Below are 14,429 nucleotides of genomic sequence, written 5' to 3'. Positions count from 1 at the left end.
CGTGGAGTACCGGCGGACCAAGATCGTCTGTACCCTGGGCCCGTCCACCGACGACCCCTGGGTGCTGCGCCGCCTGCTGGAGGCCGGCCTTGACGTGGCCCGGATCAATCTCTCCCACGGCACGGCGGACGACCACCGGCGAAGGGTGGAGATGCTGCGCCAGGTGGCGGCCGAGCTGGGCCGCCGCGACGTGGGCATCCTGTTCGACACCCGGGGACCGGAGGTGCGGGTCGGCCCGCTGCCCGGTGGCGCCCTGGAGCTGGCCGGCGGCCAGCGGGTGGCCCTGGTCGCGGCGGAGCGCGGGGAGGCGCCAGGGGGCTCGGAAGGCTCCGGAGCCGGGGGGCGGGCGCCGGCCGGCTGCCCCGTGATCCCCGTCTCCTACAGCCGGGTGGCCACCAGCGTGGGGCCCGGCGACCGGATCCTGCTGGACGACGGCAACCTTGTGCTCACCGTGGAAGAGACGGACGGCGTCTACGTGTACTGCCGGGTGGACGCCGGCGGCCGCCTGCTCCAGGGCAAGAAGGCCACCCTGCCGGCCGAGAGCCTGGATCTGCCCTACCTCAACGAAGCGGACCGGGCCGACGTGCGCCTGGGCATCGAGCTGGGCATCGACTTCATCGCCGCCTCCTTCGTGCGCTCCGCCGCCGACGTCCACGCCCTGCGGCGGGTGATCGAGGAAGCCGGCGGCGACCAGTGGGTCATCGCCAAGATCGAGAACCGGCTGGGCGTGGAGCGGCTGGACGAGATCCTGGCCAGCGCCGACGGCATCATGGTGGCCCGCGGCGACCTGGGCGTCGAGCTGCCCGTCGAGGACATCCCCCTCCTCCAAAAGCAGATCATCCAGGCGGCCAACCGGGCGGGCAAGCCGGTGATCACCGCCACCCAGATGCTGGAGTCCATGGTCCACCACCCGCGGCCCACCCGGGCCGAGAGCACCGACGTGGCCAACGCCATCCTGGACGGCACCGACGCGGTCATGCTCTCGGCGGAGACGGCGGCGGGGCAATATCCGGTGGAGGCGGTGGAGATCATGGCCCGCATCGCCCGCCGCACGGAGGCCGCCCTGGACTATGCCCAGCGGCTGGCCCGCACCGGTCGGGAGGAACACCGCACGGTGACCGACGCCGTCAGCTACGCCTCCTGCACCGCCGCGGAAGACCTGGGGGCAGCGGCCATCCTCACGGCCACCCAGTCGGGCTACACGTCGCGGATGATCTCCCGCCACCGGCCGCGCCAGCCCATCGTGGCCGTCACCCCCAGCCAGCGGGTGGCCCGCAAGCTCAGCCTGGTCTGGGGCGTGCGGGCCCTGGTCACCGCGCCCCAGCACGACGTGGACGGCCTGATGGAGGAAGCGATGCGGGGCGCGGTGGAGGGCGGGTTCGTCCGGCCGGGGGACCTGGTGGTGATCACCGCCGGGGTGCCCGTAGGCCAGCCGGGGACCACCAACATGCTGCAGGTCCACACCGTGGGCCAAGCGGTGCTGCGAGGAACCGGCGTCGGCCAGGGCAGCCATACGGGGCCCGTGCGCATCGTGCGCGACCCCGAGGCGGCGGGTCCCTTCCACGGCGGCGAGGTGCTGGTGGCCCTGAGCACCGACCGCGACTTCATGCCCCTGATCGAGAAGGCGGGGGCTCTCATCACCGAAGAGGGCGGGCTGACCTCCCATGCGGCCATCGTCGGCCTGCACCGGGGCATCCCCACCATCGTGGGGGCGGCGGGTGCCCTGGAACGCCTGCAGGACGGCGAGACCGTCACCGTGGATGCCCGGCGCGGCCTGGTCTACCGCGGTTGGGCCCGGGTCGGCTGAGGACCGCGGCCCCTGGGCCCGCCGCCCGCCCAGGGTTTCCCGGTGACCGGCCGGAAGGGCTTGGCCCTGCCCCCGCGGTGCCCGCCGGGCTCCGGTTGGACGGTCCCGGCGGGCTGCCGGCGGGCGCGGGCCCCCGGGGCTGGTACAATGGAGGCACGGAGAAAGGGGGGACGGCACCGTGTCCCAAGTGACGCGGGAACAGGTCCTCAGCGCCCTGGCGCAGGTGAAGGACCCCGAGCTGAACCGCAACCTGGTCGAACTGAACATGGTCCGCGACCTCCAGATCGACGGGGGCCGCGTGGAAGTGGAGATCGCCCTGACGGTGCGGGGCTGCCCGCTTCGGTACGAGATCAAGAAGGACGTGGAGGCCAAGCTCCAGGCCATCCCCGGGGTGACCGAGACGGTGGTCCACCTGGGGGCCATGACCGACGAGGAGCGGCAGCAGCTGATCGAGAAGTTCCGCCAGCCGCGCCAGCCCAAGTCGCGCATCATGGCCGACGACTCCCGGACCGTGATCCTGGCTATCTCCAGCGGCAAGGGCGGCGTGGGCAAGTCGACGGTGACGGCCAACCTGGCGGCCGCCCTCCATGCCTTGGGCTACAAGGTCGGCGTGCTGGATGCCGACATCTACGGCTTCAGCATTCCCGGCATGCTGGGCATCGAGGGGCGCAAGCCGGTGGCCTTCAACAAGGCCATCGTGCCGATCCCGGCCCACGGCATGCAGGTCATGTCCATGGGCTTCTTCGTCGACGCCGACACGCCCCTGATCTGGCGCGGTCCCATGCTGATGGGCGCCGTCGAGCAGTTCCTGGCCGACGTGCTGTGGGACGATCTGGACTTCTTCCTGATCGACCTGCCGCCCGGCACCGGCGACGTGCCCCTGAGCATCCTGCAGAAGCTGCCGCGGGCCCAGGTGGTGGTGGTCACCACGCCGCAGCCCGCGTCGGTGACCGTGGCCCAGCGCACGGGGATCATGGCCCGCAAGGTGCAGCACGAGGTGCTGGGCGTCATCGAGAACATGTCCTACCTGGTCTGCTCGAACTGCGGCGAGCGGCACGAGATCTTCGGCCGGGGCGGCGGCCGGCAGCTGGCGGAGAAGCTGGACACGCAGTTGCTGGGCCAGCTGCCCATCCAGGAGGAGCTGCGGGAGGCCGCCGACGCCGGCAAGCCCGTGGCGCTGTACGCGCCCGAGAGCCACGTGGCGAAGGCGTTCCTCGACCTGGCCGGTCGCATCGCCCAGCTGACCCTGCCGGCCGAGCGGCTGGCGGCGGCGTCCCGATAGAGGGATGCAGGGGGGCATCGCATGCACGGGAAGGACGCGGCCCGTCAAACGGAACGATCCTGCTCTTGATGGGGCGTTGATGGGGCGCCGAGCGGGCCGCGTCTGGGGGGTGCCGCCCACGACACCCCGCTAAGCAGGGGGCCGCTGCATGCCGCCGAGTGGGGCATCATCCCGTGGCCTCTGTGGCCCCCTTGCGACCCCAGCGCAAGGCTTGCGCTCCGCTTCCGCCGGCCGGGTGTCCCCGGGGAATCCCCGGTGACCCCGGCCGGCTGGCGTGTCTTGCCGCAGGCTGGAAGGTGGTCTCCGCCCCCGGGTCGAACCCGTTGGCTAGTTCGCATGGATGGCAAGGCGGGTCTCATCGTGCAGCCGGGGCAGCCGGGGTAGCCGGTCAACCGGCTGGAACGCCAACCGGGGGATGACGGGTGAGAGGGGACCCGGGCGACCTGGGGGTCGGAACGGGCCGCAGGCCGCGCCTGCGGCGGTGGCTGGGGTGGAGCCTGGCGGCACTGCTGGCGCTGGCCGTGGCGGCCTGCGTGGCCATTTCCTGGCAGGTGGGGCTGGGGCTGATCCATCCCGAGCGGGAGCCCGTGACGGCCGATCCTGCCAGCCGCGGCCTAGACTATGAGAACGTGGCCTTCACCAGCCGCGACGGGATCCGGCTTGAGGGCTGGTTCCTCCCCGCGACGGGCGGCGTGGCGCCGCGGACCGTGGTCTTCGCCCACGGCTACGGGAAGAACCGGCTGCAGGACGACGTTCCCGCCCTGGACGTGGCGGCGGCCCTGGTCCGGGCGGGGTTCAACGTCCTGATGTTCGACTTCCGCAACAGCGGCAGTTCGGGCGGCGACCGCACCACCGTGGGCCAGGAGGAGGTGCAGGACCTGGCCGCGGCGGTGGAGTGGGTCCGCGCCACCTACGGCCCGGACCAGGCGGTGGGCCTGCTGGGCTGGTCCATGGGGGCGGTGACGGCCATCCTCACCGCGGGCGGGGCCGAACCGGTGCAGGCCGTGGTGGCCGACGCGCCCTTCGCCGACCTGCGCACCTACCTGGAGGAGAACCTGTCCCACTGGACCGGCTTGCCCGAGTTTCCCTTCAACTGGCTGATCCGCACCCTGCTGCCCCCGCTGGCCGGCGTCCACCCCGAGCGGGTGCGGCCCGTGGAGGCCGTGACCCGGATGGCGACCACCCCCCTGCTGCTGATCCACGGCACCGCGGACACGGTGATCGGCCCCCACCACAGCCGCCAGCTGGCCCTGGCGGCCGAGCGCTCGGGGGTGCCGGTGGAGCTCTGGGAGGTGGAGGGGGCGGGGCACGTCAAGGCCTACGCCACGGCGCCGGAGGCGTACCTGCAGCGGGTCGTCGCCTTCTTCGAAAGCCACCTGGGCGGCCTGTCCGGCCGGTAGACCTTTACACGGATGCCGCCGGGCGAAACAATACCGGACAAGGACTCTGGCATTGGGACGGAGGAATGAGCCTTGTCCCTTTGGGTGTGGAAGTTCGGCGGCAGTTCTGTGGCGGGACCGGACCGCATCCGTCACGTGGCCCGGCGGGTGGCGGAGGCCCGCAAGGAAGGGCACGACCTGGTGGTGGTCGTCTCGGCCATGGGGGACACCACCGACGACCTCATCGATCTCGCCCGGCAGCTCCACCCCGAACCTCCCGCGCGGGAACTGGACGCCCTCCTGGCGACCGGCGAGCAGGCCAGCGCTGCCTTGCTGGCCATGGCCCTGGACGCTCTGGGTGTGCCGGCCCGTTCCTTTACCGGCTGGCAGGCGGGCATCCAGACCGAGGGGGCCCACGGCAACGCCCGGGTGCGGGCCATCGCCGCCGAGCGGCTGCGGGAGGCCTTGGAGGCCGGGTTCGTCCCCGTGGTGGCGGGCTTTCAGGGGCTCAACGCCGAGGGGCACGTGACCACGCTCGGACGCGGCGGGTCCGACACCACGGCGGTGGCCCTGGCGGCGGCGCTGGAAGCCGAGCGCTGCGAGATCTTCAGCGACGTGGAGGGCGTGTTCACCGCCGACCCGCGGGTCGTGCCGGACGCCCGGCTGCTGCCCGTCATCTCCTACGACGAGATGATGGAGCTGGCTCGCCTGGGCGCCCAGGTGCTCCACCACCGGGCGGTGACCTGCGCCCAGCGTCACGGCATCGTGATCCATGCCCGCTCGACCTTCTCGGACCACCCGGGGACGCGGGTGGTGCCGGCGGGCACCGTCGAGCCCGACCGCCCCGTCAGCGGGGTCACCTCCGATCGCCACGTGGCGCGGCTGGCCCTGGTCTCGGTGCCCAACGTGCCGGGCATCGCCCACCGGGTCTTCAGCGCCCTGGCCGAGGCCGGGATCAACGTGGACATGATCAGCCAGTCGGTGGCGCGCAACGGCCATCAGGACATCGCCTTCACCATTGCCGACGGTCACCTGCCCGTGGCCCGCCGCGTGCTGGAACCGCTGGTGCGGGAGTTGCCGGCCCAGCGGCTGGTGGTGGACGACGGCATCGCCAAGGTCAGCGCCGTGGGGGCGGGGATGGCGACCCAGCCCGGGGTGGCGGCCACCATGTTCGGCGCCCTGGCGGGGGCCGGGATCAACATCGAGATGATCAGCACGTCGGAGATCAGCATCTCCTGCCTGGTGGCCCGGGAACAGGTGGACGAGGCGGTGCGGGCGGTCCATGCCGCCTTCGACTTGGGGCGGTGAGGCTGGCGGCGCCGGTTCACCCGTTCACCGGGGCCATCAGCTGGCACCAGAAAATGAAATTGACACTCAATAATGACTCCGTTACCATGGGCACTGTCTGATAACCCTTCTCATTAATTTTCGGGAGGGCGGGGTGCCCATGGAAGCGAGGTTGTTCGGTGGAAGCACGCAGGCGGCCGGAGGAACGCGGCGGGCCAGGCGGGCGCGGGTGCCCAGGGGCAGGCTTCTGATCGTGGCCTTGCTCCTAGCATCCCTGATGCTCGCCGCCTGCGGCGGCTCGGCCGGGAACACCAGCGGCGGCACGCCGACCGGGACGGCCAGCGGCAGCGGGACCGGTACGGGCACGGGCTCGGCTGAAGGCTCGGCAGAAGAAGGCTATGTGGTCCGTCACGCCATGGGGGAGACCCCCATCCCCCGAACCCCGGAGCGGATCGTGGTGCTGACCAACGAAGCCACTGAGGCCCTGCTGGCCCTGGGCATCAAGCCGGTGGGGGCGGCCAATTCCTGGCTGGGCGATCCCTGGTATGACCACATCGCGCCCCTGATGGAGGGCGTGACGCCCGTCGGCAAGGAAGACCAGCCCAACCTTGAGGCCATCGCCGCCCTGCAGCCGGACCTGATCCTGGGCACCAAGATGCGCCACGAGAAGATCTACGGCCAGCTGTCCCAGATCGCGCCGACGGTCTTCTCCGAGACGATCCGCGGCAAGTGGCAGGAGAACTTCATGCTCTGGGCCGAGGCCGTGAACCGCAAGGCCGAGGGCGAGCACCTGCTGGCCGAGTGGGACCAGCGGCTCGAGCACTTCCGCCAGCAGGCGGGGGACAAGCTGGACCTGCAGATCTCCCTGGTGCGCTTCATGCCGGGCCGCGTCCGCATCCTCTACAAGGACACCTTCGCCGGCAGCATCCTGGAGGAGATCGGCTTCAAGCGGCCGCCGGCCCAGGACAAGCCGGAGTTCGCGGCGGAGGTCGGCAAGGAACGGATCCCCGAGATGGACGGCGACATCCTGTTCTACTACAGCTATGAAACCGGCGACGGCCAGGCCACCAGTCTGGAGCAGGAGTGGACCCAGGATCCCCTTTGGAAGAACCTGCCCGTGGTGAAGCGCGGCCAGGTCTACAAGGTCGATGACGTCATCTGGAATACCGCGGGCGGCATCCTGGCAGCCAACCTGATGCTGGACGACCTCTACCGGTACGTGCTGGGGACCGAACCGCCGGCCCGGTGATCTGGGGGCATCCGTTAGCCCGGGTGACCCGCGGGATGCATGCCAGGCGCGGGATGCATGCAAGGTGAGATGGTGGACGGCCGGGCCGGATGAGGGGCCTGCCCGCAAGGGCGGCCCCTCATCCGGCCCCTTGGTGCCGGGAGGCCCGGGATGCCGGAGCGGGTAGCGGCTCCGGCATCCCGGGCCTCATGCTTTTGGGACGGGCCGGCCGCGACAGCGCCGCGAACGAGCGGTCGAGCCGGCTTTGACCAGCTCCGGGCCGTAGCCGATCACGGGCCCGCGGCGGCCGCGCCTGGGGCGCCTGGGGCGAGCTCATGCCGGCGGCCGCCGGCGGTAGGCGGGATGGGGGTCCTTGTGTCCGCCTCTGCGGTGCGGGCCGTCGCGGTATCGGCCCCGGCCCCGGCCTGGGCCATCCACCGGCTGCACGGGACGCAAAGGGGCGTGCCGTGGATGGGGTCGGGGATGATCCGGCATTCGATGCCGAATACCTGGCGCACCAGTTCCTCCCGCAGCACCTCGGCCGGCGCCCCCTGGGCGTAGACCCGCCCCTGGTGGACGACCACCAGGTGGTGGCCGTACCGGGCCGCCTGGTTCAGGTCGTGGAGGACCATGACCACGGTCCGCCCGTCGCGGGCGTTGAGCCAGGCCAGGAGGTCCAGGATCTCCATCTGGTGGGCCAGGTCCAGGTAGGTGGTGGGTTCGTCCAAGAGGAGCAGGGGCGTGTCCTGGGCCAGGGCCATGGCGATCCAGGCCCGCTGGCGCTGGCCTCCGGAGAGGGCGTCCACCGGCTGGCCGGCCAGGTCCGCCAGGCCCGTCCAGGCCAGGGCCTGGCGGACCCGCTCCTCGTCCTCCCGGGTCCACTGCTGCAGCCACGACTGGTGGGGGTAGCGCCCCTGCTTGACCAGCTGCAGGACGGTCATGCCCTCGGGCGCCACGGGGCTCTGGGGGAGGATGGCCAGCTGCCGCGCTACCTCACGGGTGGGCAGGGTGGCGATGGCGCGGCCGTCCAGCAACACCGCTCCTGCCTGGGGGCGCATCAGCCGCGCCAGGGCGCGCAGCAGGGTCGACTTGCCGCACCCGTTGCGCCCGATCAGCACGGTGATGCGGCCCGGGGGGATCTTCAGGTCGAGGTCCGCCACCACCGGCTCGCGGCCGTAGGACAGGGTCAGATGGCGGCTCTCCAGAACGGGCATGGCCTTGCCTCCTCTTTCAGCCGGCCGGTCGCACCGGCTTCAGCCCCGCTGCTGGCGATACAGCAGCAGCAGGAAAAAGGGCGCCCCGACGGCCGCTGTGAACACCCCCGCCGGCACATCCAGGGGTGGGAAGGCCACCCGGCCCAGGGTGTCGGCGGCCAGCAGCATCAGCCCACCCGTCAGGGCCGCCGCCAGCCCGCCCTGGCTGAGGGCGGGGCCTGCCAGGAACCGGGCGATGTGGGGGGCCAAAAGGGCGACGAAGCCCACCGCTCCGGCCACGGCCACCGCGGCTCCCGTCAGGGCGGCGGCCGCCGCCAGGGCCAGGATCCGGTCCCGATCGGGGCGCGTGCCCAGGCCCCCCGCCACCGCATCCCCCAGCTGGAGGGCGTTGATGCGGCGGGCTGCGGCCAGGGTCAATCCTCCTGCGCCCAGCAGCCACGGGGCCAGCAGCAGAGCGTCGGTCCACGTCGCGCCGTAGACGGTGCCGGTCAGCCACAGCATGGCCCGGTTCGTCAGGTAGATGGGGCTCTTGACCACGAACAGGGTGGTCAGGGCGGCGGTGGCCGCCCGCAGGCCGATGCCTACCAGGATGAGCCGCAGCGAGGCGCCCGTGCGCCGCGCCAGGGCGTGCATGGCCAGGGCGGTCACCATGGCACCGGCAAAGGCCGCCGGCGGCAGCCAGCGGATGCTCAGGCCCTCGCCATAGGTGAGGAAAGCGACGGCCGCCGCCGAGGCACCTCCCGTGACCCCTAGGATGTCGGGGGCCGCCAGGGGATTGCGGAAGACCGCCTGGGTCAGGGCCCCCGCCAGGCCCAGGGCAGCCCCGGCCAGGACCGCCACCAGGGCCCGCGGCAGGCGCAGGTTCAGCACCACAAAGGCTTCCGGCCCGGCGGCGGCGGTGGCAGCCGCGCCACCGCCTGTCCCGACCCCCGCCGCCGAAGCCCCGCCGAGCCCGTCGAGCAAGGCGGCCACCACCCGCTGCGGCGGGATGGCCAGGGAGCCGAGGCACAGGCTGCCGGTGAACGCGGCCACCGTGACGGCCAGCAGGGCGGCCGTGGCGACCACCGACCGCCGGCTGGGGTGGAAGGAGACCGGCAAACCCGGCAGCCGCAACGTCCAGTGGCCCGGCAGCGGCCGGCGGGAGAGCCGGGGCAGACCGGGCGCAGGGGCCGGTCGGAGCGGGTGGAACCGGGCGGCCTTCATCGCAGCGCCCTCCGTCCCAGCAGGATGAAGAAGGGAGCGCCCAGCAGGGCGGTGGCGACCCCCACGGGCAGTTCCTCCGGCATGGCGAGGAACCGGCCGGCCAGGTCGGCCGCCAGCAGGGTGGCCGACCCGATCCAGGCGCTGTAGGCCACCATCCAACGGGGGTTGAGCCCCACGGCCGCCCGGGCCAGATGGGCGGCCACCAGGCCCACGAAGCCGATGGGACCCGCTGCGGCCACGGAGGTTCCGGCCAGCACCACCACCGCCGCCCCCGCGGCCAGACGGACGGCACCGGCCGGGACGCCCAGTCCCCGGGCCACGTCGTCGCCCAGGGTCAGGGTGTGGAGGGCGGGGGCCACCGCCAGGGCCACCAGCCAGCCTAAAGCCATCCAGGGCAGCAGGGGGGCGAACAGGGGCAACTCGCGCCCGGCCACCGAGCCCTTGAGCCAGAAGAGCACCTCGTCCAGGGCCCGCTCGTGGGCGGTCAAGAGGCCGCTGGTCAGGGATTCGCCCAGGGCCCAGACGGCGGCGCCGGCCAGGGTCAGCTTCAGCGGCGTCGGGCCGTCACGCCCCAGGGCGGCCAGCGCGTAGACCAGAAGGCCACCGGCGGCGGCACCGGCCAGGGATGTGGCGGTCAGCATGCCCAGGGAAACCGGCCCTCCCAGCACGGCCAGCAGGACGACGGCCGTCGCCGCCCCCGCGTTGATGCCCGCCACCTCCACGTCGGCCAGGGGGTTGCGGGTCAGCATCTGCAGGAGCAAGCCGGCGATGCCCAGGCTGGCGCCCACCGCAACGGCCAGCAGGGTGCGGGGCATGCGGACGGTAGTGACCACCAGGTGGGCGTCTGTGCCGTCGAAACGGGTATACGCGCCGATGACCTCGCTCAGCGGGATCGCCATGGCGCCGTAGGCCATGCTGGCCGCCGCCAGCGCGGCCACCAGCAGGACGCCGGCCAGAAGGCCGGCGCCGGGACGGGCCAGGGGCAGGATGAACCCGCGCCGGGCCGCCGGTGCAGCGGGTTGGGCGTGCGGAACTGAGGCCACGGCTGATGCCACCTTCGAACCGGAATCAAGACGAAATGCTATTGAGAATCTTTTTCCTTACGATCCCGTGTCCCTGCTTTCGATCCTGCCCGCCCCGCCCTTTCGGGTCAAGGGCAGGGGGCAGCAGTGGCAGGGCGCGCCGCCCGGTAGCCGCAGGCGCAGGCAGCAGGTCCGGCGGATCCGCCGGGGCACCGGGCCGGCAGCTTCCCACCAGGGCCGGCCGGCATACTTGATGCGGCCCGCCAGGGGATTGGGGTCGAACCCGCCCAGGGCGGGGGCGGTGAGCAGCCAGGCGGCGTCGCGGGCCGCGGCCCCGCTCGGGTCGGTGGCGGCAAGTTCCTCATACAGGCTGGCGCAAAAGTTGGCCGTGTTCGTCCACAAGGTGGCGGGGGGGGACATCTGCAGCCCGGTGCAGGGCGCTGACCACGGGGGCCAGGAAGCGCGCCAGCAGGGCGGCCAGCAGATCCTCCATCCAGGGTGCGCGTGGACCATCCGTGGCGCCCTGCGTGGGGTCCGGCTCCGGTGGGCAGGCGCGTGGGGCCGGGCCGTCCGCAGCCGGCTGCGCCGCGGCCCGTCTGGCCGGTCCGGCGGGCTCGGCTGGCGTGGGCCGGGTTGGCCGGGCCGGACCAGCTGGCCGGAAGGACACCGGCCGGTCGCGCCCCTGCAGCGCATGGAAGCCACTGGCGAACACCAGGGCGGCGGGCAGCCCGCGGCCCGGCCCCGGTGCGGGGTCGAGCAGCAGCACGGCGTTCTCAAGGGGTGGCACCAGCGGGCACCCGGCCACGGTCATGGTCAGCAGGGGACCGGTGAGGACGGCGGCTCCGTAGTGCTTGTGCCACTGGGAGGCCACCGCCTCCAGGGGGCCGCCCCACTGGTCCTGCAGGCGTTCCACCAGCTGCCGCACCAGGGCCGGATCATGCAGAGCCGCTGCCGGCACCGCGGGCCCCCGGTCCGGGGAAGGCTGGTCCGGTGGCCAGGTTGTACCTTCCAGCCCCGCAAGAAAGAGATCCAGCCGGTGCCGGGTTCCCGGCGTCAGGGGGAGGTGGAACAGGCTTGCAAGGGCGGCCGGTTTGGCCGTCGCCGGCGTACGCATACGCTGATGATACTGCAAGCCGTTCGCAAAAACCAGGCGCCGGGCCCGACCAGTGCGGTGATCCGCCAGGGGCACCGGCTGCGGGTGGCCGTGGGACCCAGCGACTTTCCCCACGCGGCCTCGCCGGTGCCCCAGTTGCTGGGCCAGGCCGGCAGGGTGGTCCAGATCCTGCACGATGCGGATCACCGGTCGGTGCTACTGCTGCCGGTGGTGCCCGAGTGACGGGGAGGAACCCGGCCATCCCAGGGCGGCAGCCGGCCCGGCACGGCTAGCGACGGTATGGGCCGGCCGGCTGGGCACGGTACAGGCCGGCGGCTCGTCTCGGCATGACCGGTCGGGCCGGCCCGGGGTTCCCCTGCCGGGGATGCCCGGGCGGAACCCGGGCCCGGGGACCAGGGGCAGGAGCATGGGCCGTCAGGGGCGGTAGCGGGGCCTGCCGTCCAGCGGCGCGGCCGCCGGGAGACTGAGCAAGGGGGCGACCCGGTGGTGCTCCAGCCGGTCGCCGCGGTAAGCGGCGATGAACACGAAGGGCGGCTCGGGGGCCAGCACCCGCGGCAGGAACAGGGGGATGTTGCCCACCACCCGCGGGTCTTCCAGCACCTGCTCTACGGGCCACCAGGCAAGGCGCCCTTCTTCCGAGGCCAGCAGCTGGCCTGCGGCGGTATGGGCGAGGAAGGTGTAGATCATCTGGGGCGGCCAGGCCCCGTCCAGCTCGTGGAAACAAAGGATCGCCCGCAGGGAGGGATCCTGCAGGACAAGCCCCGTTTCCTCGGCAAACTCGCGGACGATCCCCTGGATGGGATCCTCCCCGGCCTCCAGCTTGCCGCCCGGCGCGTTCCAGCGCCCTGCGTTGGGTGGCTTGCGCCGTTCCAGCAGCAGGACCTGGTCCTCCTGGACCAAGAAGCCCAGGGTGAAGACCTCGAAGACGTGGCGCGGTTTCGGTGTCGTCGTGGTCATGGGTACACTGTTCGGCCCCCTTGCGTCGAATCCTGTTGCTTCGGACGCCCGCCCGGGGCCGCCCGGCCGGCGGGCCGGGTCGGGTCGTGGCGATTTCCCGGGAAATGTGCCGGTCCGGGTCGCGCGGGCGCGAGCGGTGCGGGCAGGGAGGGGCACCCGGTGGTCCGGACAGGCGAAACGGCCGCGGGAGCGGCCGGCGGGAGCGGTCTTCCAGAACGACGGTGCGGCACGGCCGTGCGGAAGGTCCGTGCGAAGGTCCGTGGTGAATGACCGTGCGAAAGGCCGTGGGGACGGCCGCGCCGGGGAAGCCGGAGCTCGTTGACGGCCACCGGGACTTAAGCCTGCGCCCACCCGCCCGGAGCCTGAGGCCATCGGGCCGGAGCCTGGCCCATCAGGCGGGCTGCGCCGTCAGGTGCACCGGGATGCCGTTGGGGTCCCGCACGGTCCAGCCCCGGGGCGACGGCCTGGCTACCAGCCCGGCCCTCCGGATTCGTTCGAGCACGGTGGCCAGGATGGTCTCCCCCGGGAGGGTCAAGGTGAAGCCGGCCAGGCCGGCGGCGCCGGGCGGCGGAGGGGGCGCACCCTCCCCTGCCCACACGTTCAGCCCCAGGTGATGGTGGTATCCCCCAGCCGCCACGAAGAGGGCGCCGGGGAAATCGCGCTGGGTCACCTCGAAGCCGAGCACCCCGCAGTAGAAGTCCTCGGCGGCGGCCAGGCTGGCCACCTGCAGATGGACGTGGCCCACTACCGGGCCGCGGTCCCCGTGGTCGGGCCCCTCGTCCCGGGCCTGGAGCCCGGCCCGGTCCCCCGCCGTGGCTTCGGCGCCCTCCCCGGCGCCAGGAACTGTAGCGTCCCCGTCCGGGGGCACGGCGGTGGGCCCACCGGCGCGCTCCTGGGGCGTGCGCCCGCGCTCGGGCCTGGCAGGGCTGGCGGCGGCCGCCGTGGGTGTGCTTGCGCCCTCCGCTCCGCCCCCGGGAGCCGGGCCGGAAAGGGAACCCGCGCCGGGCCGCGAGCGGCCGGCCGGAGCGGAACGGGCGGTTGCAACAAGATCGTCCAGGTCCAGCGGGGCGGTATACATGGCGACGGTACCGTCCGGCCGGCGCGGCCACCGGTCCCGGGGCCGGTCGCAATAGAGCTCGAGCCCGTTCCCCTCGGGATCCGCCAGGTACAGCGCCTCGCTGACGCCGTGGTCGGCAAATCCCTGGAAGCGCCACCCGCCCTCCAGCAGCCGGAGGAAAACCCGGGCCAGGGCCGCCCGGCTGGGGTAGAGCAGGGCCACGTGGTAAAGGCCGGTGGTCCGGGGTGGGCGCGGGGGTGCTCCGGGGTCCTCTTCCAGGCAGATCAGCGGTGCTTCCCCCGCCCTGGCGGCCAGGCCCGTGACCATGGCCGTTCCCCCGCGCCGTTCGCCATCCCGGCGGGATCTGGCCGGGCTATGGACGGCTGCGCCGGGCGCCGGGACGCCGCCGCCGTGGCGGGGTTCGTCCCGGTCCACCGCCGGCCCCCCTTCTGCCCCCTGGGGAACCCGCACGGGAACCAGGCCCAGCTGGTCGCGATAGAACGCCAGGGCGCGGGCCAGGTGGCGCACCCGCAGGTAGACCGGGCCAAGGCGCAGGCCGGCCGGCAGGGGCGTGGCCGGTGGAGGCGTGGGGTGCATGTCGTCCAAACCTCCTTGACGTGTTCAAACGTGTTCAAGGGTCGCTGGCGCTACCGTTGGAGCTGCCGTTGGAGGTACCGCTGGATTCGCTTGTCATGCCCCTGGTCCTTCCCATGGACCGAAGGATGGGCCGGCCCTTACTAGCATTGTCGCCCATGGACGGCCGGCGTGTCGCGGTCCCTGCGCGTTCGACCGGCGGGCGGGGGGATGGAACCGCTTTCCAGGAGGGACGCGCCCGGCGCCCGCGCAGCCGTGGGGTCCAGCGGGAGGATCGCTCTCCCG

The 14,429-nt window shown here is 72.9% G+C and carries 13 protein-coding genes; 6 read left to right on the top strand and 7 right to left on the bottom strand.

All coding sequences use genetic code 11. The features are described from left to right. The first annotated feature begins 1 nt into the window (after position 1). From pyk to ACZ5T9_RS00500, 5 genes are all read left to right on the top strand, one after another. Positions 2–1,807, top strand: a complete 1,806-nt coding sequence (gene pyk, locus ACZ5T9_RS00520) for a pyruvate kinase (protein WP_464833398.1) — start codon at positions 2–4, stop codon at positions 1,805–1,807. 178 nt (positions 1,808–1,985) lie between these two features. Further along, positions 1,986–3,089, top strand: a complete 1,104-nt coding sequence (locus ACZ5T9_RS00515; protein ID WP_464833397.1) for an Mrp/NBP35 family ATP-binding protein — start codon at positions 1,986–1,988, stop codon at positions 3,087–3,089. A gap of 422 nt (positions 3,090–3,511) precedes the next feature. Further along, positions 3,512–4,489 (top strand): alpha/beta hydrolase, encoded by a 978-nt coding sequence (locus ACZ5T9_RS00510; protein ID WP_464833395.1) that lies wholly within the window; start codon positions 3,512–3,514, stop codon positions 4,487–4,489. A gap of 72 nt (positions 4,490–4,561) precedes the next feature. Then, a complete protein-coding gene (locus tag ACZ5T9_RS00505) occupies positions 4,562–5,776 on the top strand; it encodes an aspartate kinase (RefSeq protein ID WP_006904457.1) in 1,215 nt (404 codons plus the stop codon). A gap of 208 nt (positions 5,777–5,984) precedes the next feature. Then, entirely contained in the window at positions 5,985–7,004 is a 1,020-nt protein-coding gene (locus tag ACZ5T9_RS00500; RefSeq protein ID WP_242823302.1) for an ABC transporter substrate-binding protein, read from the top strand. A gap of 269 nt (positions 7,005–7,273) precedes the next feature. Here the strand turns inward: ACZ5T9_RS00500 and ACZ5T9_RS00495 are convergent, their stop codons facing one another. From ACZ5T9_RS00495 to ACZ5T9_RS00475, 5 genes are read right to left on the bottom strand one after another with little or no spacing between them, the layout of a single operon-like run. Beyond that, complete coding sequence (locus tag ACZ5T9_RS00495) at positions 7,274–8,197, bottom strand: ABC transporter ATP-binding protein (RefSeq protein ID WP_464833393.1); 924 nt, start codon at positions 8,195–8,197, stop codon at positions 7,274–7,276. Positions 8,198–8,236: 39 nt separating this feature from the next. Beyond that, on the bottom strand, positions 8,237–9,400 hold the full coding sequence (locus tag ACZ5T9_RS00490; RefSeq protein ID WP_464833392.1) for a FecCD family ABC transporter permease: 1,164 nt from the start codon (positions 9,398–9,400) through the stop codon (positions 8,237–8,239). Continuing rightward, complete coding sequence (locus ACZ5T9_RS00485; protein WP_464833391.1) at positions 9,397–10,443, bottom strand: FecCD family ABC transporter permease; 1,047 nt, start codon at positions 10,441–10,443, stop codon at positions 9,397–9,399. The genes ACZ5T9_RS00490 and ACZ5T9_RS00485 overlap by 4 nt, the downstream gene beginning before the upstream one ends. Before the next feature lie 57 nt (positions 10,444–10,500). Next, positions 10,501–10,824: a hypothetical protein gene (locus ACZ5T9_RS00480; protein WP_464833390.1), complete on the bottom strand. Its 324-nt coding sequence runs from the start codon at positions 10,822–10,824 to the stop codon at positions 10,501–10,503. Then, positions 10,784–11,380, bottom strand: coding sequence for a hypothetical protein (locus ACZ5T9_RS00475; RefSeq protein WP_464833389.1), 597 nt, complete (start codon positions 11,378–11,380; stop codon positions 10,784–10,786). The genes ACZ5T9_RS00480 and ACZ5T9_RS00475 overlap by 41 nt, the downstream gene beginning before the upstream one ends. A gap of 240 nt (positions 11,381–11,620) precedes the next feature. Between ACZ5T9_RS00475 and ACZ5T9_RS00470 the strand changes: the two genes are divergently transcribed. After that, on the top strand, positions 11,621–11,758 hold the full coding sequence (locus ACZ5T9_RS00470) for a hypothetical protein (RefSeq protein ID WP_464833388.1): 138 nt from the start codon (positions 11,621–11,623) through the stop codon (positions 11,756–11,758). Positions 11,759–11,950: 192 nt separating this feature from the next. Here the strand turns inward: ACZ5T9_RS00470 and ACZ5T9_RS00465 are convergent, their stop codons facing one another. Both ACZ5T9_RS00465 and ACZ5T9_RS00460 read right to left on the bottom strand, forming a co-directional pair. After that, positions 11,951–12,493, bottom strand: coding sequence for an NUDIX hydrolase (locus ACZ5T9_RS00465; protein ID WP_464833387.1), 543 nt, complete (start codon positions 12,491–12,493; stop codon positions 11,951–11,953). A gap of 391 nt (positions 12,494–12,884) precedes the next feature. Further along, a complete protein-coding gene (locus ACZ5T9_RS00460) occupies positions 12,885–14,147 on the bottom strand; it encodes a VOC family protein (protein ID WP_464833386.1) in 1,263 nt (420 codons plus the stop codon). Between the last annotated feature and the right edge of the window lie 282 nt (positions 14,148–14,429).

The organism is Thermaerobacter nagasakiensis, from assembly GCF_055396825.1.
The sequence above is the reverse complement of the archived record's forward strand: the minus strand, read 5'-3'. Positions and strand labels throughout refer to the sequence as shown.

Excerpts from the sequence above, each read along its gene's own strand:
- ACZ5T9_RS00460 (WP_464833386.1), bottom strand. The coding sequence starts at position 14,147 with ATGCACCCCACGCCTCCACCGGCCACGCCCCTGCCGGCCGGCCTGCGC.
- ACZ5T9_RS00490 (WP_464833392.1), bottom strand. The coding sequence starts at position 9,400 with ATGAAGGCCGCCCGGTTCCACCCGCTCCGACCGGCCCCTGCGCCCGGT.
- ACZ5T9_RS00495 (WP_464833393.1), bottom strand. The coding sequence starts at position 8,197 with ATGCCCGTTCTGGAGAGCCGCCATCTGACCCTGTCCTACGGCCGCGAG.
- ACZ5T9_RS00465 (WP_464833387.1), bottom strand. The coding sequence starts at position 12,493 with ATGACCACGACGACACCGAAACCGCGCCACGTCTTCGAGGTCTTCACC.